The sequence below is a fragment of the Paenibacillus zeirhizosphaerae genome, from assembly GCF_030705605.1.
Classification (GTDB): domain Bacteria; phylum Bacillota; class Bacilli; order Paenibacillales; family Paenibacillaceae; genus Paenibacillus; species Paenibacillus zeirhizosphaerae.
On record NZ_JAPCKK010000011.1, the window covers coordinates 193879 to 218230 of the forward strand.

Here is a 24352-nt window from a genome sequence, read left to right on the forward strand (position 1 = left end):
AGTATGAATCCGTGAAACAAGACTTGATTCAACGTTTGAGCACCTACGCCCAGGTCGATACCCAATCCAATGAGGAGAATGAGACCTGCCCCTCGACACCTGGGCAAATAACCCTTGCACACATGCTCGTGGAAGAGCTGAACGCCATAGGCATGCAGGAGGTAACCATGGACGAGAACGGCTATGTGATGGCAACCCTGCCCTCCAATACGGATAAGTCCGTGCCAGTCATCGGCTTCCTGGCCCATCTGGACACAGCGACAGAGGTTACCGGCGCGGGTGTCCGCCCGCAGGTCGTTGAGAACTACGACGGACAGGACATTGTGCTGAATGAGCAGGAACGGGTCATCTTGTCTCCTCGTGATTTCCCCAGCCTGTCCCGTTATCAAGGGCATACACTGGTCACAACAGACGGCACCACTCTGTTGGGCGCGGATAACAAGGCCGGTATAGCCGAGATCATGACAGCTATGGACTACCTGATCCATCATCCGGAAATCAAGCACGGCAAAATTCGCGTTGCTTTTACACCCGATGAGGAAATCGGCAGAGGGCCGCAGCGGTTTGACGTCGCCGCCTTTGGCGCGAAATATGCGTATACGATGGATGGAGGCCCGCTCGGTGAGTTGGAATATGAGAGCTTTAACGCCGCAGCCGCCAAGGTCACCTGCCTCGGTGTTAATATCCATCCCGGCACGGCCAAGAACAAGATGGTGAATGCCGCCAAAATAGCGATGTTTATTCATACCAAGCTCCCTCCGCAGGAAGCTCCTGAGTTTACGGAAGGATACGAGGGCTTCTATCACCTGATGTCGATCCAGGGAGATATCGAACGAACCAGAATGCACTACCTCATCCGGGACTTTGACCGGCAGCAATTTGAAAGCCGCAAAGCCCGGCTGACCCAAATTGTGGAGGAAGCCCGCGCCATTTACGGAGAAGAACGCGTGCTTCTGGAGATCAAGGATCAATATTATAATATGCGGGAAAAGATTGAGCCTGTGAAACATATTGTGGACATCGCCCAGCAGGCTATGCAAAATTTGAACATCGAGCCCGAAATCAAGCCCATCCGCGGCGGCACGGACGGTTCGCAGCTCTCCTATATGGGACTGCCCACACCGAATATTTTCACTGGCGGCGAAAACTATCACGGCAAATTTGAATTCATCTCCGCCGATGTCATGGTACAAGCCACCGAGGTTATGCTGGAAATCATCCGGTTATATGAAGAGCGTGGTAACAGCTAAGGGAACCGCGTCCTCCTGCAGCACTTTATTTTATAGAAGCCGTATTCATTTTCAAGGCCTTCCATCCGAAATATAGGGTATTATGTATGACCCATATTAATTTCATCCTTGAAAGGTTGGTTGACTTGAACATATTAGAAGCTCTGATTACCGCTTTGCCTTATCTGGAAAAAGTAATGAGGGAGAAGCTGAACCTTGCGCTGTTCGATAGAACTCAGGTTGTAGCGTATCGAGGAACCTCCGATTTTGATATGGGTTTCAAGCCAGGATATGTGCTGGTTGACGGGTTCAAGGACTTTGCCATGCTGAAGAACGGGAATGAAGCGACTATGATCACGGTCCCGAAGGAAACCTTCGGTGTTGAACTGCACATGGTATGTGCTCCTGTACACGATGAGAATGGTGATATTGTCGCTGTGTTCGCTGCTATCTATAACCAGAGTAACCAATCCCAACTGGATCAGATGGTCGAGGAAAGCCGTGCGATTTCAGACCAACTGGTAGAAATGGTCCAGCACGTTGCCGCGCATTCCCAAGAGCTTCAGGCTACCAGTGAACAGATTTTGCAGAACTCGAAGCAAGCGGTTGAAAATTCGTCCAAGATCAACCAGGTTGCGACCTTCATCAAAGAGATTTCAGACCAGACCAACCTGCTGGGCCTGAATGCCGCCATTGAAGCAGCCCGTGTCGGAGAAGCGGGAGCAGGCTTCGGCGTTGTGGCTCAAGAGGTGCGTAAGCTGTCCGTTGAATCTAAGCAGGCAACGACAGATATTGAAGCGGCTTTGAAGGATGTGCAAAATTCCATGCGTCAAATGGAGCATGAAATCGCCCAAATCGCTGCATCCTCTCAAGAGCAGGCATCCCTGGTTGGCCAATTTACGGAAGTGATTGAACGCATGCAAAAGGCGAGCGACACGATGAAGGAGCTGGCCGGCAACCTGACCGTCTATAACGTTTAATATTTAGAAGGATAACGTCCTCACACATATAAGCAAAAGCGGCCCCCGGTATCCATCATCGGTTCAGGGGACCGCTTTTTCGCTGTTTTAGGCACAATGGATTTTTGCAACAGGCTCATATACAATATAATGATCAGCTTTTCGAAGGAGTCGGAGCAATATGGGAAACCAACAGTTCAAAACGGCGGTAGAGCTCACACTTAAAGTCATCGGGGGCAAGTGGAAGCCGGTGATTCTATGCCATCTGACCGACGGCGCCAAAAGATTCGGTGAACTCAGACGAGATATGCCGGGCATCACGCAGAAAATGCTGACTCAGCAACTGCGTGAGCTTGAGGATGACGGCATTATTCATCGGGAAGTGTATTCACAGGTGCCTCCTAAGGTCGAATATTCTTTTACCCCATATGGCCTGACTGTCAGGCAGCTACTGGATGAAATGGCGGACTGGGGGACACAGCACCAGCAGCATCTGGGAGAAGGCAATTCCATCGAATCATAGTTCCCTTCTGGTAACCACCTTACTTCGAGGATACTACGTTCCGAAATAGTGCGTACTTACATTATGAAAGAACAAAAAGTACAATGGACTCGACAGTAAAACATTAAAGGGGCGAACAGAACAATGGAACTGCAATTAGCACTGGATTTGGTAGACATTCCGCAAGGGATCGCATTAGTAAAAGAGGTTGAAGCTCATATCGATGTGGTGGAAATCGGCACGCCGATCATCATCAACGAAGGCCTGCATGCGGTAAAGGCGATGAAAGAAGCTTTCCCTAACCTGAAAGTATTAGCCGACCTCAAGGTGATGGATGCAGGCGGTTATGAGGTTATGAAGGCTTCCGAAGCAGGCGCGGACATCGTTACGATTCTGGCCGTGGCCGAGGATGCAACCATCCGCGGCGCTGTTGAAGAAGCCAGAAAACAAGGCGGGAAAAAGATTCTCGTGGACATGATCGGTGTCAAAAATCTGGAGCAGCGGGCTAAAGAGGTGGATGCGCTGGGTGTCGACTACATCTGTGTGCATACAGGCTATGATTTGCAGGCTGAAGGCGAAAGTCCTTTTGAAGGCCTTAAAGCGGTCAAGAGCGTCGTCAAGCATGCCAAAACGGCGGTAGCCGGCGGCATCAAGCTGAGCACCCTGCCTGAGGTGATTGCTGCCCAACCGGACCTCGTCATTGTGGGCGGCGGCATTACAGGAGAAGGCGACAAGCAAGCCATAGCGGCTCAAATGCAGCAATTGGTTAAGCAAGGCGCCTAATCGTCATGCAGACAGTCCAATATTTGACGGAAATCCTCAAGGAGCTGGAAAGAGCACCGGAGGTGGTCTCCAGTGAAGAGGCCGAGCGCTTGGCTTCGGCTATCATGGAGGCTGGGCAGATTTTCGTTGCCGGAGCAGGCCGTTCCGGCTTCGTCGTCAAATCCATCGCCATGCGGCTTATGCATATCGGTCTGAACAGTCATGTGATCGGTGAGACGGTTACGCCTGGGATCGGCCATGGAGACCTGCTGCTTATCGGTTCCGGCTCCGGTGAGACGAAGAGTCTTGCCGCCATGGCCGATAAAGCCAAATCGCTGGGTGCTTCCGTCGCCCTCCTCACGACCGCACCCCAGTCATATATCGGCTCCAGCGCGGATATTGTGGTCAAGCTCCCCGGCTCACAGAAAGACCCGGCGAGCGCGCATTACGAGACCATCCAGCCGATGGGCTCTCTCTTTGAACAGAGCATGCTCCTGTTCGGTGATGCCATTGTATTGAGGATTATGGAGCAGACGAAGCAAACGACGGAAAGTATGTACGGCAAGCATGCCAATCTTGAATAGACAGTTGTCCCATTGCCTTGGCAGCTAGCGTAATGATAGGAAGCCGCGATGATGTAGCATTCATCGCGGCTTTGTTATGTCTTCACAGCACAACAGCTTGTGAAGTTCACTTGACAGAAAACTCAAATGTAACTATATTAGTTACATTACGATCTATTTAGTTTAGCTGCTTTATAATTTTCTGTTCAGGAGGAGATTTCATATGAAAATATTAGTGACCGGCGCTACCGGACAATTGGGTTCAATGGTGGTCGAGACACTGCTCACCAAGGTTGCAGCCGACAGTCTTGCAGTAAGCGTGCGTGATCCCCACAAAGCAGACGATCTGGCTGCTCGTGGCGTTGAGGTAAGGCAAGGCGATTTTGACGATCCCGCTTCGCTCGATACGGCTTTCGCAGGTATTGACCGCCTGCTGCTCATTTCTGCTACAGATGACAACGATACGCGGATTCGTCAGCACAAGAACGCCGTTTCTGCGGCACAACGCGCAGGAGTAGGCTTTATCGCTTACACCAGTGCGACCAACGCTGCTGAAAGTCCTCTGTTCCTCGCGGAAGTTCATCGCACTACGGAGCAAGCCATCCGGGAGACAGGCATTCCTTACTCCTTCCTGAGAAACAACTGGTACCTGGAGAACGAAATGGGTGTGATCCAAGCAGCGTTGGCAGGCGCTCCTGTAACCGTGTCAGCCGGAAGCGGCAAAGTCGGCTGGGCGCTACGTGAGGATTATGCCGCTGCTGCCGCCGCTGTTTTGGTAGGCAACGGCCATGAGAATACGGTCTATGAGCTGTCTGGAACGCTTGCAACCTATGACGATCTCGCTGCTGTCCTGTCCAAAGCACTTGGCCGTGAGGTCCCCGTGCAGCATGTGGATGATGAGGCTTATGGCCGTATCATGGCCGAAGTCGGCGTGCCTCAGGAAGCGCTGCCGATCGTGATCGGCATCCAGTCCGGCATACGGGCAGGAGCGCTTGAAGTCAGCTCGAACGACTTGGAGACTCTGCTCGGCCGTCCTGCCGTATCGCTGGACGAAGCTGTGTCCCGGCTTGTAAATCAGCTTAAATAAGCAGACGATCATATCGACTTGAAAGAGCCGCGATTGCTCCAAATCGCGGTTCTTTGACGTGTTTTTATCAAAAAAAGGAATGATGACTACCATACTTGTATGGTAGTATGGTGATTAAGGAGGTGAATATATGGATGAAACCATGTACCGGCACAGCGGATCGGCTGGAAATTCCGTGTATGCCCGGCTGAAGCAGCAGATCATGAACCTGGAGCTTCCGCCCGGGACCGCGCTGTCCGAGAAGGAAACCTCCATTCTCTTTCAGGTCAGCCGTACTCCGGTGCGTGAAAGCTTCGTCAGGCTCGCCCAGGAGGGACTGGTGCTGGTGCTGCCGCAGCGTGGTACAAAGGTATCCTTGATCGATACGGGGCTTGTGGAGGAAGCGCGCTTCATGCGCGAGCAGCTCGAATCCGCCGTGGTACGTCTGGCCTGCTCCAACTTCCCTGCCGAACGACTTACGGAATTGGAGGCCAACCTGGCACAGCAGCGGGAAAGTATTGAAAAGCATGACGGGCGGCGGTTGTTCGAGCTGGATGAGGAGTTTCATCGCATCCTGTTTGAAGGCTGCGGCAAGCTTGCAACCTGGAGCGTGATGCAGCAGATGAACATCCATTTTAACCGGGTGCGCATGCTGCGGCTCGATACGAATCCGCATTGGGAGCATTTATATGATCAGCACAGCCGGATGGTGGAGGCGGTGGGCAGGAAGTCCCCGGACACGGCTGCACGGATTATGCATGAGCATCTGAATCTCGGCGTGGCCGATTTGAGTGTCCTGAGGAAACAGTATCCCGAATATTTTAAGTAAGCTCTGGCTTCAAGGTTCAGGCGCAAGCGCCTGTTCCACGGGAGCGGCGTAGTTTTGTAAGCGTTATCCTATCAAAAGAAAGGCGGTGTTGGAATGCGAATGACATTCCGCTGGTTCGGTGAAGGAAATGATACGGTCTCTTTGCAACAGATCAAGCAAATTCCAGGGGTGGAAGGCATTGTATGGGCGCTGCACGATGTGCCCGCTGGAGAGGAATGGCCTCTGGAGCGGATGATGGCAATTCGGGAACAAGCGGACCGGGCCGGGCTGCATCTGGATGTGGTGGAAAGCGTCAATGTGCATGAGGATATCAAGCTGGGGCGGCCGACACGCGATCTATATATCGGGAACTACATAAGAACGATTGAAAAGCTCGCTCAGGTCGGCGTTAAGGTCATCTGCTACAACTTTATGCCGGTGTTCGATTGGGTGCGGACCGATTTGCACAAGGCGACGGAAGACGGAGCGACCGCCCTCTTTTTTGAAAAATCCAAAATCCACGGTATTGATCCGTTAGAGCTGGTGCGCCAGATTAACGAGAACAGCGCCTTGACGATGCCGGGATGGGAGCCGGAGCGGCTGGAGCATTTGACGTCACTGTTCGAAGCCTACCAAGGGGTGACCGAAGAGGACCTGTGGAAGAACCTGCAGTATTTCCTCGATGCCATCATCCCTGTGGCGGAGCGCAACGGCATAAGGATGGCCATCCATCCCGACGATCCGCCATGGCCTATCTTCGGGCTGCCCCGCATCATTACGAGTCAGGACAATCTGCGTAAGTTTCTGGCACTGCATGACAGCCCGTCCAACGGCATCACCTTATGCAGCGGTTCACTCGGCGCCAACCCGGATAATGACATCATTGCGATGATTCATGAATTTGCCGACCGTATTCCGTTCGCCCATATCCGCAATGTGCGGGTGTTCGAGAATGGGGACTTCATTGAGACCTCGCACCGGACACAGGACGGGACCGTCGATATTTCCGGTATTGTCCAGGCATACCACGACGTCGGCTTTACCGGGTACGCCAGACCGGATCATGGTCGTCACATCTGGGATGAACAATGCAGACCGGGATATGGACTATATGACCGGGCGCTCGGCATCATGTACTTATGGGGCCTGTGGGATGCCTATCAGCGTGGCGTGGATGTGCCTGTCGCTGAAAAGGAGGCCGTACAATGACCGCTCTCCCCCTCCACCCGGCCTTGTCCGGAAAAGTAGCCGTCGTAACCGGCGGCTCCGGTGTACTGTGCAGCGCCATGGCCAAAGAGCTTGCCCGCCAGGGCGTCCGAGTCGCCATTCTGAACCGTACTGCCGAAAAAGGCGAGTGGACAGCACGGGACATTCGCGAGCATGGCGGAGAAGCTGTTGCCGTTGCCTGCGACGTGACGGATACAGAAAGCGTCAAGCAGGCCGAGGAAACCGTCCGCCGCCTGCTTGGCCCTTGTGACATTCTCATTAACGGAGCGGGTGGAAACCATGCCAGCGCCAACACAAGCCGGGAGACGTTCCAGCCTGATGACCTGAATCAGCCGCAGGTGACAACGTTCTTTGACCTGAGCGTGCCCGGCTTCCGTCAGGTGCTTGATTTGAACTTTGTCGGGACTTTAATCCCAACACAGGTATTCGCCAAAGGAATGATCGGTCGGCCAGGTGCTGTCGTGCTCAACATTTCCTCTATGAGCGCCCCCAGCCCGATGACCAAGGTTCCCGCCTACAGCGCCGCCAAGGCGGCGATCAACAACTTTACGCAGTGGCTGGCGGTGCATCTAGCCGAGTCCGGCATACGGGTGAATGCGATCGCGCCGGGATTTTTCCTGACCGAGCAGAACCGCCAGTTGCTTACGAACGAGGACGGCTCGCTCACCGAGCGCTCGGCCAAAATCATGGCCCATACTCCGCTGCGGCGCTTCGGGGTGCCTGAAGATCTGCTCGGCACACTGCTCTGGCTCGCCGACGACACTGCCTCCGGCTTCGTAACCGGCACGGTCATTCCGGTGGACGGCGGCTTCATGGCGTATTCGGGAGTCTGAACTTTCCCGGCGACAGCATCCCGCATCTGATTCGGAAGAGGCTTCCAGCATTACTGGAAGCCCCTCATTTTCGGGTACGAACAATCAATTTGTAATCTGCTTCCAATCTGCGGCACCGCCTCCGGTGCCTACCGCTTTGTAGGCCGTTCGAGTGACGGTATCGATATACTCTTCTCCAATATAATTCGCATTCATCGTTGGAGCGACCGTGCCGGTACGGACAACCGGAAACGATGAATAGGTCAGTCCATGATCGAAGGAGATTTGCGGAGTCGCCGCGTCAATTTTTCTGAAGCGCATTCGTCCTGCCCCGATGTAAGGGTATCTGCCGGTACGCCCGGCCACCAGACCATAATCCAGCTTCGATTGCGAGGATAAGGATTCACCGATGCCCACCTGCACTCCGTTGGCGTAGGCACGGTATCCGAATCCCGGGATAACATCGTACAGCGACATGTGCGAGCCCTGTCCCGAGAATTGTGCCAACTGAGTCTGGGAGAACTGACCGTCAATATTGTAGGATTCAAATCCCCATTGACCGTTCTCCGCCGGAGAAACCTTAATAATCCCCATGGCCATATGAGTTGCCGAGGTACCCAGGAAGCTGCAGTTCGATGATTTGAAGATTGCTCTTCCGTATCCACGGATGCCCCATCCGTGATGGTAGCCTTCAAAATCTATGCCGATGACGTCAATATTGCCCACAACTCCGATTTTTGAATTGTCAAAATAGTCCATTCCTATCACCATACAGCCCCAGGCGTCGTTGTCTGCTATCAGATTATAGCCCATGCCAAGCTGCCCGCCGTAGAAATGGTATCCTCCTCCATCCCGGTGAATCCAGACGCCAGCCCGTTCCCCATACAACCAGCAGTTAATGAATACCAGATCGCTCCCGCTCCCCCACAGCCCTGCGTCCTGTCCGCGCAGCAGCAGCCCAACCTGCGTGGAGCCAAACTCTGTCTGAACCTTATGGAAGGTCGTGCGGAAGCAGTTGTTCTGCAGATCGAAGCCAAAGGTAAAATTGGTCGATTTCACGTTGTGGATATCCAGTCCCCGGACTCCGTTAAGCACGAGCCCCGCTGAATTGGTTGTTGGTCTGGCTGAGGGCCCCTGAATGGACAAATTGCTGATATAGCCTGCAGGGTCCAGCAGCGGAGTACCTACCAATCCCGGTCCCAGCCGCAAGGCGGTCACCGCAGGATCGGTCGTTCTGATCACCGTGGCCCCTCTTCCACGAATGAAAAAATTAGTGCGCGTGCTGACAATCCCCTGCGAGATGTTAAGGATACCGTTAGGCAAAACCAGCTCAGCCCCCAAATCGGCACAGGTATCAATCGCATTTTGCAGCGCGGTGTAATTATCGATGCCCGGCATCACACCAAAGTCTTCAGCGGCAATTGAAGTTTGTGGCATGCGTATTCCCCCTTGATAGTTCTGATCACAATGCAATGATGACCTTTTTCAGACTATATGTGAAAGAATTCATCTATAATACTTCTTTCAACACTGCCTCATGATACAAAGTGCTTCTTTTTACAATATTTCAAAAATGTGTTGATATGATATCAAACCATTTCGATTGTTGTTGAAAAAGAGCGGAATGATCTGACCCAGCGTGCGTGGGAATCCTGTTATAATGGAACGGTAAAGCTCCAGACACTACGCGATAGAAGGAGGATGAAGGATGAAACAACAGCTGGTGGATATCAGTAAAAATGTATTGCAAAGCTGTCTCGGCCTGAAGGCGGAAGAAACCTTTCTGGTCGTGGCGGATGATGTGAAAAAGGAACTGGCCGAAGCTCTGTATGAGGCCGGCAAGCAGCTCGGGGCTGAGGCGATGCTCGTGGTCATGAAGGAGCGGATGAAATCCGGCGAAGAGCCGCCGCTGGCCATTGCCACCGCCATGGCGCAATCGAACGTGGTCGTCTGTGTGACCCAGCATTCGTTGACCCATACGCTGGCACGCAAGCAGGCCGCCGCTTCGGGAGCCCGCCTTGCCACAATGCCGGGTATTACAGAGGATATGTTCCTTGAGGGCGCCATCTCGGCCGATTACCATCAGGTCAAAGCGTTGACCGAGCAGGTAACCGCCATGCTGACGCCAGCCGAATCGGTACGTATTGAAAAAGACGGCTATACACTTACTTTCTCTATCGCAGGCCGCGAAGGCGCACCCAGCACCGGCATGTACCTGAATCCGGGTGAGTCTGGCAATCTGCCGTCCGGGGAAGCCTACATAGCGCCGCTGGAAGGCACAGCGGAAGGCCAAATTCTGATCGACGGCTCCATGGCCGGCATCGGCAAGCTGAGCTCCCCGCTGCTGCTCACGATTGAGCAAGGGCGGATCGTGAAAACAGAAGGGCCTGACGGTCCAAAGCTGCTGGAGATTCTCGGCGATGGAGACGGCCGAATGCTGGCCGAATTCGGCATCGGCACGAATGACAAAGCGAGAATCACGGGCGTCGTGCTGGAGGATGAGAAGGTCTACGGCACCATCCATGTCGCTTTTGGCAGCAACAATACGTTCGGCGGAACGATCTCGGCCGGTGTGCATCTGGACGGCGTGGTCGGACAGCCGGATGTGTATCTGGATGAGAATCTGATTATGAAAAGCGGGAAGCTTGTTTGAAAGAAATTGCATAATGTATTGGAATATGAATAGATTCGGAAAAGTGAACTGCACCTCCAATGTTAGATGGTGTCTAACAATTGGGGTGCAGTTCAATCCCCGGTGGTTTTCTTGTCTCGCACGATTTTCCAGGCGCCCCACAAGGTCAAAAATCACCAATAATCAAACACTAGCAATTGATTCATATTTTCATAAGTTACATTTTGGGTACAATTTCTCTAGCTTCTGAAGCAATTGCTAGCTATACTATTTAATGAAAGTAGGTCAATTTAAATGAAGCAGCGGTATCACCCATTGAGGCTCGTCATTTTTACCGCAATGGTGATGACATTGGTTTTAGCCCAAAATTCTTTAATTCTGGCTTCAAACCGGCCTGAAGGATTTGACAATGTAACTGACAACATGGGGCAATCTACAGATTCTACTGGAGATACAGACGTTACCAAGCTGGATTTGTCAGGCGATACGCCCCAATCTGATGATGCTGGCAGCACCATGGAGCGTAACATCCAACTGATATATGATGGTGCGGAAGTCCATTTTCCGGATGCGAAGCCGTTTATAGACGAAAATAGCAGAGTACAGGTACCTGTCAGATTCATGGCGGAGACCTTGAATTTTGATGTGAAATGGGGAGCAAGCAGCGGCCAAAAAAGTATTATTCTGACAAAAGACAATGTGAATGTAGATTTGAAGATCGACGACAAAGTGGCTGTTGTCAACGGAACGCAAATAGATATGGATACTAGCGCCATGATACTTCACGAAAGAACTTATGTCCCGTTAAGGTTTCTGAGTGAACTTGCCGGGATGGACATTATGTGGGGCTCCGCTGGCGATACCATTACACTGTCTCACAAGGAAACACAAGACAACAACTCCGATGAGCAGACTCAGACTCAACCGGCTCAACCTAGCGATACATACATAATGTCTGCCCCAAGAGCTACTGTTCAGCAGGCAAAGGAATGGGCAAGGGCCAAGAGCGCAACGGATGTGTTCATAGATCTGGCGGATATCGTCTGGGATGAGGCGCCAAAAGCGGGGGTCGATCCGGTTGTGGTGTACTGCCAGTTTGCAAAGGAGACCGGCTTTGGAAAATTTGGAGGCATATTAGATGAAACGTTTATGAATCCGGCCGGCTTAAAAACGCCAATCGGAGGCTCCGACACAGATCATGTGGCACATCAACGCTTTTCGAGCTGGCAGGAAGGGGTTCAGGCGCAGATTGACCATTTGGCGCTGTACGCAGGCGCTCCGGATTACCCTAAAGCCTACACATCTGATCCAAGGCACTTTCCCGGTTTGATGGGGCAGGCCGTTACGGTGGAGGCATTAGGCGGGACATGGGCGATCAACCCTACCTATGGCGTCGAAATTGTTAAGATGATGATGGAATTGGAAGCGATAAGCAGTTAGGCAGCATCACCTGACAGTGAACAAGCTCTTGAAATGGTCCATGTGACCATTCAGGAGCTTGTTCAGTTTTGGATATTCTATTTCCCAGGGAGCTTCGTGTATCTTTATTGGATCATGAGACTGGGGCACTTAAGGCAGCATCCTCATTAACCCCTTCTCCTGCATGTCATACAGCGCCAATTTGTAATTAATCTGCTCCAAGTATTTATAGGTCTGTCTAAGGTCCTCTTCCACCTTCGCCTTATGATCAAGCATCATTTTTTTGCGGATGGCCAGGGTGTTTTCCCCATCCCGATACAAATCGACATATTGCTTGATTTCAGACAACGGCATGCCCGTCGAGCGCAGCGCCAAAATAAAATTCAGCCACTCCATGCTTTCTTCATCGTAAAAACGGTTGCCGCTTGTATCCCGTTTGACGAAAGGCAGTATTCCCTCCCGCTCATAATAACGCAGCGTATATGCCGTGATGCCTGTTTCCTCCGATACCTCTTTAATTGTGGACATTCTTTTTCCTCCTCATATTAGAGTTAACTATAATTCAATTCCGCTAATTTTAAAGCCATTTTACCAAATATCTGCCCTAAACAACAACATAATCCCTATAAATAAAGGGATTTTTTCATGTTTTATTTTTTATAATTTCACGCTTGACTTAGAGTTTACTGTATTAGCTAAGATGAACTCAAGCCAGTTCGGCTGGTCATAAAATTCCAAAACAAGGAGAGATTCGACATGAACCAAAAAGTGGCCATTATTACAGGTGCAAGCAGTGGAATGGGAGCTGCCACCGCAAAACTCCTCGCTCAACATGACATTAAAGTCATGCTGTCCGCACGCAGAGAAGACCGCCTGCAGCAGTTGCAGGCGGAAATTCGCAAGGCCGGAGGCGAAGCCAGCTATAAGGTTACGGACGTAACGTCACGCAGCGATATGGAAGCCTTGGCTGAAGTTACGATTCAAAAATACGGACAAATTGACATCATGATTAACAACGCTGGAATCATGCCGCTTTCCTTCTTCCGCCATTTAAAAGTAGATGAATGGGAGCGCATGATTGACGTTAACATCAAGGGTGTAATCTACGGCATGGCAGCCGTTTACAAGCATATGGAGGAACGCAATGAAGGTCATATCATCAATTTCTCGTCTATTGCGGGACATCTCACCTTCCCTTCCAGCTCCGTGTACAGTGCAACCAAGCATGCTGTACGTGTGCTGACAGAAGGTATGCGGACAGAACTGGACGCAAAGCAAAACATTCGCACAACCCTCATCTCCCCCGGCGCGGTTGAAACGGAGCTGTACGGCACCATTACAGACGATTCGATCTATCCCGCGCTGGAGAAGCTGGGCAGCAAGGATTGGCAGCAGCTTCATCCAAACGATATCGCCAACACCGTTCTGTTTGCTATCCAGCAGCCCGCAAATGTGACAATCAATGAACTGATCGTCAGACCTACGTCGCAAAGCCTGTAAGCTGATAAAACATTCTTTCATTTTCTATTTGAAGGAAAAGTCATTGTAGATACTTTGGTCAATGCAGCCGGAATGAGGAAAATAAACCGCATAATATAAAAGGACGACGCCTGTCGTAAACGGGCTCGTCCTTTTTACCTTTTTAAATATCTCCTTGCCGAACAGCCTCAATCCGCCGGAATTCGCTGGGCGACATCCCCGACCACCGCTTGAACTGTCTGCTGAAATGGGCGATATCCCTGTAGCCGAGCATGGCGGCAATCTGCTGTACAGGCATGCCGGGATCCGCCAGCAGCAGCTTGGCTTCATGCAGGACAAGCCCGGAAAGATACGTCCGTGGCGACTCTCCGAACACCTGTCTGAACACCCGGCTGCAGTGGGAGACGCTGATGCCAAACTCGGCCGCAATATCGTCGATTCCGTAGTGGCTTACCTCTTCCGCCCCCTGCCTGAACGTCTGATTGGCAATGCCCTGCAGACGGCTGGCGATCTGGTATGCCAGCTCGGTCCGGTCATAGGCACCAGCCGAGAGTGCTGCCGCCTCGCTGGATACCGCCTCCCACAGCACGGCAAACAGCTCGAACACAGCGGACTGAATTCGCATGCGCTGAGCGACTGTACTGCCGCCGCCGGGCTCCAACAGATCAAGCAGCTTGGCCAGCGCTGGTCTGATCTGCCCCGCCACCGATCCGTCCGCCGGGAAGAGCTCCTGCTTCAGACGGGCGAGCAGGGACAGAAACAGCTTGTCATCGATATCGAAATGCATACAAAAATAGGTAAAGGGCGCTCCGCCGCTCGTGCTGGAATGAACAATGCCCGGGCGAAGCAGCATCAGATCCCCGGCCCGCTGCACATAGTGCCTGCCTTCCACGTTCATATGCTGCTCTCCGTCCAACACCACATTAATCTCGTATTGCGGATGCTCATGCGCGGGATAATCCCAACCGCTTCCCACCCGGCGCGTATGGATGGCGAACAGATTGACCGTCGTCCGCACATCGGGAAAGAAAGCCTCCTCCATGCTACTGCCCGGCTTGGGCGGTACAAAGCTTGCTGCCATAGCTCGCTCCCCCTGCTCCGTAAGTCGTCATACCAACAGTATATACCGGGATCGGCCCGATTTGGGTAAATGTTGGCGCGATTTGACAATGGCCCTTGCCGCACGCTCCGTGATAGGCTGTAGCTGAACAAGTTAGCGGAGCACATTTCGACTCTAATTGAAAGGGGTTTCAGTCATGACGTCAAATCTATTCTTTAATGCGCAGCACTCCCCGATCGGGGCATTTGCAAGCTTTACACTTGGTTTTCGCGGTGCCAAAGGTGGTCTTGGCCTTGAGCTGGGCAAGCCAGCCGACGAGAACGTGTATATCGGTCTGCAGTCACGGGACGGTGAGGTGTACGAAGCGCTGCCGTTCTTCACAGCCGTTCAGGATGAAAGCGTCAGATATGATGTGGAGAAAAAGGATAAAGAAACGGATGAAATTTCCCACTCCAACCCGAACGGAAACCATCTGCAAATTTCGAGCGGCTGGTATCGCCCCTCTGAGACGAAGCTGCTGCCGTTCGACGAAGCTGCCATCTCGCGCGAGTACAAGGCAGGCACCGATACATGGCGTGCGGGCGATCTGACGTTCCGGATCTACTCTCCTGTCCGGTCCGTACCTGAGCCGGGCAAAAGCGGCGAAGAAGAGCTGAAGGCCGCCCTTGTTCCTGCCGTATTCGTTGAACTGACCGTGGACAATACACAGGGTCAATTTGCAAGAAGAGCGTTCTTCGGTTACGAGGGAAGCGATCCGTATAGCGCCATGCGTGTCATCGACCACGTCTCTGCTGGCGGTAAAGGCATCGGCCAAGGCCGCAGCACGGCGATTGTATCCGACAACAACAGCATCGTTCCTGCGCTCGGCTTTACTATTGAAAAGATTCTGGAAGAAGCGCTTCCCGAGAACCTGACCTTCGGCCTGGGCGGCACCGGGGCGCTGCTCATGGAGGTGCCTGCAGGAGAACAACGGACATATCGCTTCGCCGTCTGCTTTTACCGCGCTGGCCTGGTGACGACCGGCATTGATGCATCGTATTATTACACCCGACTGTTCTCCAAAATTGAGGAGGTCTCCGGCTACGCCCTGGGTCGCTTCAAGGAACTCACCGCCTCCTGTACTGTGGCGGATAGCTGGATCGATGCGGCGGCTCTGTCCGCCGACCAGTCCTTTATGCTGGCACATGCCATTCACAGCTACTATGGCAGCACACAACTGCTGGATGCCGACGGCGAGCCGCTCTGGATCGTCAATGAAGGCGAATACCGGATGATGAACACCCTGGATCTAACGGCCGACCAGCTTTATTTCGAGCTGGCGATGAACCCGTGGACCGTCCGCAACGAGCTGGAGCTGTTCGTGAACCGCTACAGCTATCATGACGAGGTGTTCTTCCCGGGCCAAGACCGCAAATATCCGGGAGGCATCGCCTTCACCCATGACGTCGGTGTTGCCAACGTGTTTTCCCGTCCAGGATATTCCGCCTACGAGGTAGCCGGTATTGATGATTGCTTCTCCTATATGAGTCATGAGGAGCTGGTCAACTGGCTGTGCTGTGCGCTAGTATATGTGGAACAGACCGGAGACCGGGATTTCACGGAGCGCATGCTTCCAGTTATCCAGGAATGCTTCCAGAGCATGCTGAACCGCGACCATCCCGAGGCTGAAGAGCGCAACGGTCTGATGGGCCTGGACAGCTCGCGCACGCTCGGCGGAGCGGAGATCACAACGTATGATAGCCTGGACGTCTCTCTGGGCCAGTCGCGGAACAACATTTATTTGGCAGGCAAATGCTGGGCCGCATATGTTGCGCTTGAGAAGCTTTTTGCCGCGGAAGGGCTGGCAGAGCTTTCCCGTGAAGCAGGGCTGCAGGCGGACAGATGCGCCGCCACGATCACCGAACAGATGACGGAGCAAGGCTACATTCCGGCCGTCATCGCAGAGGGTAATGATTCCAAAATTATTCCTGCCATCGAGGGCCTGATCTTCCCTTACTTCACAGGCTGCGAAGACGCCCTCAAGCCGGATGGCCGCTTTGGCCCCTATCTGCAGGCGCTCACGCAGCATCTGGAGACCGTACTTGTGCCGGGAATCTGCCTGTTCGAGGACGGAGGCTGGAAGCTTTCCTCGACGAGCAACAATTCCTGGCTCAGCAAAATCTACCTATCCCAGTTCATCGCCCGCGAAATCCTCGGGCTGGCCTGGGAGCAGGAGGGCCATGCCGCCCATACAGCTTGGCTCACTCATCCGGAGCATTCTTACTGGGCCTGGAGCGACCAGATTCTGGCCGGCAACATCATTGGCAGCAGATATTATCCGCGAGGTGTGACAGCCATTCTGTGGTTATTTGAAGGAAAAGGCACCCGACTGACGGCCGGGCTGCAGGAACAATCCGAGCAATTTGCACGCACCATCTATTAATGGCATATTAATACTTTATGTCCCCCACTTCTCAGCAGCGGCGATGAGCAGCATCGCGGCTGCTTTTTTGCTGCACTGCCGCGTGGGCTCCAATGCAAACATCCGACAACGGAGAATATGCATCTTGAGACGTTTACTTGCTAAAAATACCTTAAGGAGTTTTTTTATGAAAAGTACCACCAGAAGGAAATACATTATTTTAGTTATTGGAATAGCTGTTTTAGTTGCTGTATATTTCATCACAAGGCCGAATACCACGTCTTTTAAGGAACTTGTATTAGATCATGTGAATGTGGCTGACATTACTTCAATTGAAATTGTGAAGACCCAGCGTTCCTCACAAGAGGAAGAAATTGTAGTGACAGATCGTAATAAAATCGAGAACATCATAAATGGTTTTGCTAGGGCTGAGTTGAGACAATCAGATTCGGGTGGCGAATTTAGCGAAGCTTATTGGATTTCGATACAAGAAAATGATAAATTAAGGTTCGGTTTACGTCTGGATGACCAAAACTATATTTCTATCAGTGATCTTCAGCGAAACGATAAATATGGAAGTGGTCATTATCAAATCACGAACGATTTCAACTCTGAATTTATTAGAAATTTATTCAATTAAGTCTAATTAAAGTGGAATAAACTCGATAAATGCGAAATTGACTAATATAAAAATGGGATTGTCAACAGTAAATCAGACAGCTTTTTTAAGGGCCTTTTGGCGGTACTGAACAGGTGTCATGTATCCCAGTGTTCATCCATAAGTAACGGCAAGATTTTATCGTGAACCGCATGAAAGTCGTTGGTATAATGATTCTATCTCGAACATAGAAGGAGGATCGGGCGGGATGAAAATAAGCGAACTGTCGCAATTGACCCGCGTAAGCGTACGGTCGATCCGGCATTATGATAACAAAGGCCTTCTGAATGCCGTTAGAATGGAGAACGAGTATAGGGATTTCGACGAATCGGCCGTACACAAAGTCAAGGCGATTCAATTATACTTGAAGCTCGGATTAACGACTGATGAGATCGGAACTTTGTTCAAAGGCGAAACGGCGGATCCTGACGAATATGAATTTTGCGAGGAAATGCTGGCGACATATCAACAGAAGCTCAGCAATGTGAATCATCAAATTGAAGCGCTTCATGAATTGAGAAGTGTATTGGAGAGACAAATCGATATAACGAAGAGCAAAAAAATCACCGTCTGAATTAGACGCAGCCCGGGGCATGATGAAATGCTCCAGGGCCGTTTGTATTCGTGTTGACTTTGACACTAGTGTAATCCTTTATGATGTGCTTGACTTCATCATGAAAGGAGTTTTTACATTGAACAGCAATGCGCATGCAGCCGGGAATAGCAAATCGGTGACTGTCATCGGTCTGGGTCCGATGGGCCAAGCGATGGCGGACGTTTACCTGAAACGCGGTTATAAGGTGACCGTGTGGAACCGGACCTCCAGCAAAGCAGACGAGCTTGCAGCGAGGGGAGCCGTCAAAGCATCCTCAATCAACGAAGCGCTAGCCGCTAACGAACTGACGGTCATCAGCCTTACGGATTACGATGTAATGTACCCGATCCTCAATCCGGCTTCGGAACATTTGTCCGGCAAGGTTCTCGTCAACCTAAGTTCGGATACCCCGGAAAAAGTCCGTAAGGCGGCGAAATGGTTATCCGACCGTGGGGCCAGCCTGATCACCGGTGGAGTGCAGGTTCCGCCTTCTGGAATCGGCAAGCCAGACTCTTTCACGTACTATAGCGGTCCAAAAGAGGTTTTTGAGGCTCACATGAAGGATCTGGAAGTCCTTACCGGCACTGACTACCGAGGTGAGGATCCCGGACTGGCCATGTTGTATTATCAGATCCAGATGGATATATTCTGGACGTCCATGCTGAGCTACCTGCACGCGCTTGCTGTGGCGGGCGCGAACGGCATTTCGGCGGAGCAGTTCTTGCCCTATGCTTCAGCAACGCTATCATCGTTGTCAACATTTGTCGAGTTCTACACGCCGCGACTCGACGCTGGTAAGCATCCCGGCGATGTGGACAGACTGGCCATGGGGTTCGCGAGCATTGAGCACGTCGTTCATACGGCCGAGGATGTCGGCATCGATATTGCTTTGCCATCTGCAGTTCTGGATATTTTCAAACGAGGTATGGAGAATGGTCACTCCGGCGATAGCTTTACCAGCCTCATTGAAATCTTCAAGAAATCGTCCGCTGCCCGTCCATAAACATGAGGGGCTGTCCCATAAGTAACTTTTTTGTGAATAAGGACGGTCAGTGGAATCGAAAATCAAAAAAACGGACCGGGCAGAGTACTCATCCTTGCCCGGTCCGTTTACTTTTTCATCCATTTCTACTTCTTCACTGGATATCTTTCAGTAAAAATTAATTTACCCGTTGTTCGCCTGGGATCTCCAGAATCACATTATTAGACCCAGATGCAGCAGTTTCTCCAATTTGAGTTTTCGTTCCGTTTTCTTCAATCGTTCCATACCAAATTTGCTCTATCATCCACAAATCAACGAAGTAACTCAACTTGCCGGTAATGTTCGGTCGATCTCCCCGCTCTTTGCTGACCGCATTAACAATATTGGGAATAATATCAGCTTTATTAGTGGCAGACGAGCTCTCAACACCTTCCCATCTAACCCAAGCTGCATTATCTTGGATCTCTAAATATTGAATTACTCCTTTGTTGATTATGAAAAACCTGTTAACCTCGCCATATGGAAAATAATACGTGGTTGAGTGTGATTCATCTGAAGTGGTGAATTTCTCGTGAAATGATATTCTAGGCAACTTGAGAGCCGCGGTTCTCGCTGTTTTTAAGTCTTCGCTTTTCAAATCTGCGATGACAGAAGGACCGGTGTTGTAGATGGCCACGGATTTCGAGGCATTATCCCACTTTACTGTAGCTCCAAATGCCTCGCCTATAAAACGAAAAGGCACGTAGGTAACTCCATCGATCATGCGAACCGGCGAACTTAAGCTAATCTTATCCTTTCCTTTTGAAGCGATTTTGTTCCCTACAATCAGATTCACTTTTTCCTGTGTCTTAGAGTTTGTAACTGTGACCGTTTTTGTCTTGTTGTTCCAAGCAACTTGTAGATCAGGGAGTAAGGCAACAGTACGTATAGGAACAAAAGTAGTCTGATTAATCACTTTAGGTTCTTCGTCACTCACTAAAACCCCGTTAATATTCATTCCCACAGCCGCATTGGCTGAAACATAAGATGTGTCGCTCAAAATCAGTGGTACAACTAGGGAAACCGCCGCAAATGCGCAAACTAACTTCCTGAACATTTTACACCATCCTAATTTTAGGATTTGTTAAGTTACATTGTATTAGAAGCATGAAAATGGAAAAAAAGTTGTTTTTGATAACAGGCCTGTTGATTAACCACTAAATTTATCAACAATTGGAGCAATTTTGTCAGTTTCTTCCTAACCAACCATTTCTCTATAGTCCTGGTCCAGTATATATTCCATTTCTGGAAGCAGAATTTCTTCTCTGAAGCCGAGTCTTTATGAAAAATCGATTTGAACGAACTCTTAATCACTCTAAATCAGGTCAAAAATAAAGCTGCAACAGCATGCCCACAGGCAACTTGTTACAGCTGTGATTCCAGAATAAATTAAAAATCGGAGCCCGTAAACCCGCGCGGCTCCGCTATTATCGTTCCATGATTTACTAACTATCCTCGAATCCCCCAGCGTAAGAAGTTTTCCGCACCGCTTTGATATCTTGCAGAGGAGGCAGACCAAAAAACCTCCGGTATTCCCGATTGAATTGCGACGGACTTTCATAGCCTACTTTCAGAGCCGCCGTCGTTGCCCCCACGGGACCGCTCAACATGAGGCGCCTTGCTTCAAGAAGGCGGAGCTGCTTCTGATACTGCAAGGGCCCCATTGTCGTTACCGCTTTGAATTTATGATGCAGTCCGGAGGTACTCATGTTGCAGGATTTTGCAAGTTCCTGGGCGGTAAAAGAGCTTGCGTAATTTTCTTTGATCCAATGGAGCGCCTTTCCGATTCCGTCTGTTATTTGATCAAAGAACACCTTTTGGAAAAATAAGTGCCCATAATCTCCTGACAGTAAGTTGAAAATCATTTCCCGTTTGATCAGTTCGGACAGAAATCGAACTTCTTTAGGCTTATCGATTAACTTCAGTAACCGCAAAAATATGTCCAGCAGCTCGGCATCCGATTTTCCGATGAAGGCTCCGGCACGCAGATCTTTCCCTTTGGGTTCCATGACGATTTCCGCCTCCATGACCACAGAAGCGATTTCTTGCGTCGTAAAATCGATACGCAAACTGATATAAGGCGATTGTTCCGTAGCGCCGATGATTTGGGAGGAAGCCGGCATATCGATCAGCGACGCCAAATAATCACCCGCTGAGTAATGCAAAATATCTTGACCAAGGTAGATCTTCTTAGTCCCTTGAAGGATCAGACAAAAAGAAGGCGTCAAAACACCTGGACTTCGCAGCGTCTCGCGACTGCTTCTAACAATGGAAAGAAACGGAACGATGGTTGGCGTCCGTCCATCCGCAAGGGTAATCCGATCCGTCATGGCAATGAGCTGATCCAACGCTTTCTTATGAATAGAAATGCTCTTTCCATTGATAGTTCGGCTATCCAGACCTTGTTCCCACATGTATTCCACCCCCCCCATCCTTATCTAAATTATACCGCCACTAAAAAAGATTGCAATGCAATTGAACTATGTAAAAAAAAGCAACTTGCAGCTTTAGGCAAATTTTAAGCAGAAACGGTCTACTTCCTTCCGCTCATTCCAACCATAATATTCATCAGAACAGTATCTTCTAAAAGGAAAGGAACATGTTTATGCAACAGTCGAAATGGATTATTTTAATAATTGTCATCGCATGTCAACTTCTCGTTGTGCTTGACTCCTCCATTATGGTTACGGCAATACCTCAAATCGGTCGGTCGCTGCATATGACGGCAACCAGCTTGACTTGGGTCCAAAATGCCTACATTTTGCCGTTCGGCGGTTTCTTGTTGCTCGGTGCCCGGGCAGGGGATATTATGGGGCGCAGAAGAATGCTTAGTGTAGGCATTGGATTATTTTCGCTTGCTTCTATGCTGGCTGGATTGGCGCCGACAGCTGAATTTTTGCTTGTCTCCCGTGCATTCCAAGGCTTTGCGGCGGCTTTGGCAACACCTGCTGCACTAGCATTGCTGTCAGCGAGTTTTGTAGAGGCGAAGGAACGTGCTAGGGCGATTGCGATGTACAGCGCGGTTGCGGGCGGAGGCGGCAGTGTCGGTCTCCTTCTTGGCGGATTTTTCACTGATTTTATTTCCTGGCGCGTTGGGATGTTTATCAATGTACCCATTGGAATTGCATTGCTGTATTTGATACAGAGGTTTATTCAGCAAACAGGTACGAGGACCGGACGTTTTGATCTTTGGGGTGCAATTGTCTCCGTAATCGGCATGACTGCGTTGGTATACGGTTTTGTTCAAGCTGCCGATCGCGGTTGGGGGGAACCCGAAACATGGATTTCACTTGCAGCCGGGATTGTTTTGTTAGTTGCGTTCGTTTTTATTGAATCTCGAGCGGCTGAGCCGATCATCCCTCTCCGATTGTTTGCGAACCGCCAGCGGTCCGGGGCTTATCTTGGAAGGTTCCTATTATTATGCGGGACTTTTTCACTCTTTTTCTTTATCCCTCAATATTTGCAAAACGTCCTTGGTTTCAGCTCGCTTGAAGCGGGATTAGCCTTCCTGCCGTTTACAGTCGCCCAATTCGGGATGATGTATCTAATACCTGGGTTGGTGCAACGTTATGGAAATAGGAAAGTCCTGATAGCCGGTTTGCTGCTCGGCATCATGGGTATACTCTGGATGAGCCGAAGCGTCTCCGTGCAAGCTCAATTCTTTCCGCAAATGTTCATCCTCTTGGCCATCATCGGCATTGGCGTCGGAATGGCCATCCAACCGCTTACCGTTCTGGGTCTCTCAGATGTGGATCCTCAAGATAACGGTGCAGCTTCGGGTCTGATTAATGTCGCGCATCACAGCGGTTCCTCGTTAGGTTTGGCTGTACTCATAACCGTATTTGAAGCAGCTATCGGTTCGGGATCTTCAAAGATGCAATTCGCACATGCTATATCGGACTCCCTATTGGGGTCTGTCGTATTTGCTACATTAGCTCTTGTTGCGGTGTGGTTCTGCTTTGTTCCATCGCGCCAACCTGCTCGAAAATAAACATTAATAGATTCTTGATAAAGGGTCGTTGTAACACCCACATCCAAAATGCAAAGAGCCAGGTAACTTTACTGTATGCCTGACTCTTTGATTATTCTACTGAAGCTGATATTATTCGCTGCCGTGATTGCTTTTGTTCTTCTCCAATGGTTGCATAGCAGTATCAAGTCATCCATCATCAAGTGCAAATCGCTCGCGATTGTTTCTTTCGTCCGCTTGTTCCTTCTCGATCAGCTTTCTCTCGAATGGAGGGTCGCCATTTCCTTACTGTTGGATTGATGCAAGAATAATAATGCCCTAATAATTGGTTAATCAACACGCCTGTTTTGATAACATGAAAAGCGACTACTTTCCGGTTTTGGAAGGTAGTCGCTTGTGTATGTCACAGAATCAAACCGTGAATTGTCTTATTTACATATGAAAACAAAGGAGAGATACACGTTGGAAAAATTACTCGTTATTAATGCGCACCCAAAAGTGGAGGCCGATTCATCCGTAAGCTTGATCGTGCTTCGTCATTTTCTGGAAACCTATAAAAAATATAATCCGGAAGGCCCTGTTGAACAAATTGATTTATATCAGGACTACATTCCTTGCATTGATCGCATCTTCCTCAGTACGCAGGAAAAAATGAAGAGAAACGAGCGGTTGACTGAAGAAGAACAGTTGCTCGCTTCCCGTATGTCAGAAATTATGCGGCAGTTCAAAAGTGCCAAAAAATACGTCATAGCCATGCCGTTGCATAACTTTAATGTCCCCTCGAAGCTAAAAGACTACATGGATAACATTCTGATCGCCAAAGAAACTTTCGCCTATACAGATAAAGGATCGGTTGGTCTGCTAAACGACGGCAGGAACGTGCTCGTCATTCAGGCGAGCGACGGAATCTATACGAACCAGGACTGGTACGCCGAAGTCGAGTATTCCCATAAATTTTTGAAATCGATGTTTACCTTTATGGGGGTTGATTATCAAATCATCCGTGCCCAGGGGAATTACTTCTTCAAGAGAGATGAGCTTCTGGCCAAGGCATTCCAAGAGGCCGAGGCTGCGGCTGCCTCCTTTGCACAATCGAGTAATCTGAAAGGGACGAAATAAGCTTCTGGTATCTTCAAAAAGAGGAAGAGATGTTCGATCAACATCTCTTCCTCTTTTCCCCTTAACCGCA

General features: G+C 50.4%; 23 protein-coding genes. 18 read left to right on the plus strand and 5 right to left on the minus strand.

What is annotated here, in order from left to right; genetic code table 11:
- The first annotated feature begins 11 nt into the window (after window positions 1–11).
- From pepT to OIN60_RS05645, 9 genes are all read left to right on the plus strand, one after another.
- A complete protein-coding gene (gene pepT, locus OIN60_RS05605) occupies window positions 12–1250 on the plus strand; it encodes a peptidase T (RefSeq protein WP_305753868.1) in 1239 nt (412 codons plus the stop codon).
- A 464-nt stretch (window positions 1251–1714) separates the two neighbouring features.
- Window positions 1715–2209, plus strand: a complete 495-nt coding sequence (locus OIN60_RS22560) for a methyl-accepting chemotaxis protein (RefSeq protein ID WP_370872403.1) — start codon at window positions 1715–1717, stop codon at window positions 2207–2209.
- Between the two features lie 160 nt (window positions 2210–2369).
- Window positions 2370–2711 (plus strand): winged helix-turn-helix transcriptional regulator, encoded by a 342-nt coding sequence (locus tag OIN60_RS05615; protein WP_305753870.1) that lies wholly within the window; start codon window positions 2370–2372, stop codon window positions 2709–2711.
- 123 nt (window positions 2712–2834) lie between these two features.
- A complete protein-coding gene (gene hxlA / locus OIN60_RS05620) occupies window positions 2835–3473 on the plus strand; it encodes a 3-hexulose-6-phosphate synthase (protein ID WP_305753871.1) in 639 nt (212 codons plus the stop codon).
- A gap of 5 nt (window positions 3474–3478) precedes the next feature.
- Window positions 3479–4036 carry a 6-phospho-3-hexuloisomerase gene (gene hxlB / locus OIN60_RS05625; protein WP_305753872.1) on the plus strand — a complete coding sequence of 186 codons (558 nt, stop codon included), beginning with the start codon at window positions 3479–3481 and terminating at the stop codon, window positions 4034–4036.
- 202 nt (window positions 4037–4238) lie between these two features.
- Window positions 4239–5102, plus strand: coding sequence for an SDR family oxidoreductase (locus tag OIN60_RS05630; RefSeq protein ID WP_305753873.1), 864 nt, complete (start codon window positions 4239–4241; stop codon window positions 5100–5102).
- 130 nt (window positions 5103–5232) lie between these two features.
- Window positions 5233–5910: a GntR family transcriptional regulator gene (locus OIN60_RS05635; RefSeq protein ID WP_305753874.1), complete on the plus strand. Its 678-nt coding sequence runs from the start codon at window positions 5233–5235 to the stop codon at window positions 5908–5910.
- A 93-nt stretch (window positions 5911–6003) separates the two neighbouring features.
- A complete protein-coding gene (gene uxuA, locus OIN60_RS05640) occupies window positions 6004–7098 on the plus strand; it encodes a mannonate dehydratase (RefSeq protein WP_305753875.1) in 1095 nt (364 codons plus the stop codon).
- Window positions 7095–7949, plus strand: coding sequence for an SDR family oxidoreductase (locus OIN60_RS05645; RefSeq protein ID WP_305753876.1), 855 nt, complete (start codon window positions 7095–7097; stop codon window positions 7947–7949). Before uxuA ends, OIN60_RS05645 begins: the two co-directional genes overlap by 4 nt.
- Before the next feature lie 84 nt (window positions 7950–8033).
- On the opposite strand, the gene OIN60_RS05650 is transcribed toward OIN60_RS05645, so the two are convergent.
- Entirely contained in the window at window positions 8034–9365 is a 1332-nt protein-coding gene (locus OIN60_RS05650; protein WP_305753877.1) for a hypothetical protein, read from the minus strand.
- A 271-nt stretch (window positions 9366–9636) separates the two neighbouring features.
- Between OIN60_RS05650 and OIN60_RS05655 the strand changes: the two genes are divergently transcribed.
- Window positions 9637–10581: an aminopeptidase gene (locus OIN60_RS05655; RefSeq protein WP_305753878.1), complete on the plus strand. Its 945-nt coding sequence runs from the start codon at window positions 9637–9639 to the stop codon at window positions 10579–10581.
- Between the two features lie 273 nt (window positions 10582–10854).
- A complete protein-coding gene (locus OIN60_RS05660; RefSeq protein WP_305753879.1) occupies window positions 10855–12000 on the plus strand; it encodes a copper amine oxidase N-terminal domain-containing protein in 1146 nt (381 codons plus the stop codon).
- A gap of 129 nt (window positions 12001–12129) precedes the next feature.
- Here OIN60_RS05660 and OIN60_RS05665 read toward each other — a convergent pair whose 3' ends face one another.
- The gene (locus OIN60_RS05665) at window positions 12130–12507 is read right to left on the minus strand and encodes a MerR family transcriptional regulator (RefSeq protein WP_305753880.1); all 378 of its coding nucleotides are present in this window, start codon (window positions 12505–12507) and stop codon (window positions 12130–12132) included.
- A gap of 228 nt (window positions 12508–12735) precedes the next feature.
- On the opposite strand from OIN60_RS05665, the gene OIN60_RS05670 reads away from it, so the two are divergent.
- Complete coding sequence (locus OIN60_RS05670) at window positions 12736–13479, plus strand: SDR family oxidoreductase (RefSeq protein ID WP_305753881.1); 744 nt, start codon at window positions 12736–12738, stop codon at window positions 13477–13479.
- 142 nt (window positions 13480–13621) lie between these two features.
- Here OIN60_RS05670 and OIN60_RS05675 read toward each other — a convergent pair whose 3' ends face one another.
- Window positions 13622–14539: an AraC family transcriptional regulator gene (locus OIN60_RS05675; protein ID WP_305753882.1), complete on the minus strand. Its 918-nt coding sequence runs from the start codon at window positions 14537–14539 to the stop codon at window positions 13622–13624.
- A 175-nt stretch (window positions 14540–14714) separates the two neighbouring features.
- Between OIN60_RS05675 and OIN60_RS05680 the strand changes: the two genes are divergently transcribed.
- The 4 genes from OIN60_RS05680 to OIN60_RS05695 all read left to right on the plus strand — a co-directional run bounded on the left by OIN60_RS05680 (window position 14715) and on the right by OIN60_RS05695 (window position 19175).
- Window positions 14715–16940 (plus strand): glycoside hydrolase family 52 protein, encoded by a 2226-nt coding sequence (locus OIN60_RS05680; protein ID WP_305753883.1) that lies wholly within the window; start codon window positions 14715–14717, stop codon window positions 16938–16940.
- Between the two features lie 166 nt (window positions 16941–17106).
- On the plus strand, window positions 17107–17559 hold the full coding sequence (locus OIN60_RS05685; RefSeq protein WP_305753884.1) for a hypothetical protein: 453 nt from the start codon (window positions 17107–17109) through the stop codon (window positions 17557–17559).
- A gap of 226 nt (window positions 17560–17785) precedes the next feature.
- Entirely contained in the window at window positions 17786–18151 is a 366-nt protein-coding gene (locus OIN60_RS05690; RefSeq protein WP_305753885.1) for a MerR family transcriptional regulator, read from the plus strand.
- A 100-nt stretch (window positions 18152–18251) separates the two neighbouring features.
- The gene (locus tag OIN60_RS05695) at window positions 18252–19175 is read left to right on the plus strand and encodes an NAD(P)-dependent oxidoreductase (protein WP_305753886.1); all 924 of its coding nucleotides are present in this window, start codon (window positions 18252–18254) and stop codon (window positions 19173–19175) included.
- Window positions 19176–19332: 157 nt separating this feature from the next.
- On the opposite strand, the gene OIN60_RS05700 is transcribed toward OIN60_RS05695, so the two are convergent.
- Together OIN60_RS05700 and OIN60_RS05705 are read right to left on the minus strand one after the other, a co-directional pair.
- The gene (locus OIN60_RS05700) at window positions 19333–20250 is read right to left on the minus strand and encodes a copper amine oxidase N-terminal domain-containing protein (RefSeq protein ID WP_305753887.1); all 918 of its coding nucleotides are present in this window, start codon (window positions 20248–20250) and stop codon (window positions 19333–19335) included.
- Between the two features lie 388 nt (window positions 20251–20638).
- Window positions 20639–21607 (minus strand): AraC family transcriptional regulator, encoded by a 969-nt coding sequence (locus OIN60_RS05705; RefSeq protein WP_305753888.1) that lies wholly within the window; start codon window positions 21605–21607, stop codon window positions 20639–20641.
- A 185-nt stretch (window positions 21608–21792) separates the two neighbouring features.
- On the opposite strand from OIN60_RS05705, the gene OIN60_RS05710 reads away from it, so the two are divergent.
- Together OIN60_RS05710 and OIN60_RS05715 are read left to right on the plus strand one after the other, a co-directional pair.
- On the plus strand, window positions 21793–23184 hold the full coding sequence (locus OIN60_RS05710; RefSeq protein WP_305753889.1) for an MFS transporter: 1392 nt from the start codon (window positions 21793–21795) through the stop codon (window positions 23182–23184).
- Window positions 23185–23625: 441 nt separating this feature from the next.
- On the plus strand, window positions 23626–24282 hold the full coding sequence (locus tag OIN60_RS05715) for an FMN-dependent NADH-azoreductase (protein ID WP_305753890.1): 657 nt from the start codon (window positions 23626–23628) through the stop codon (window positions 24280–24282).
- Window positions 24283–24352 lie beyond the last annotated feature (70 nt).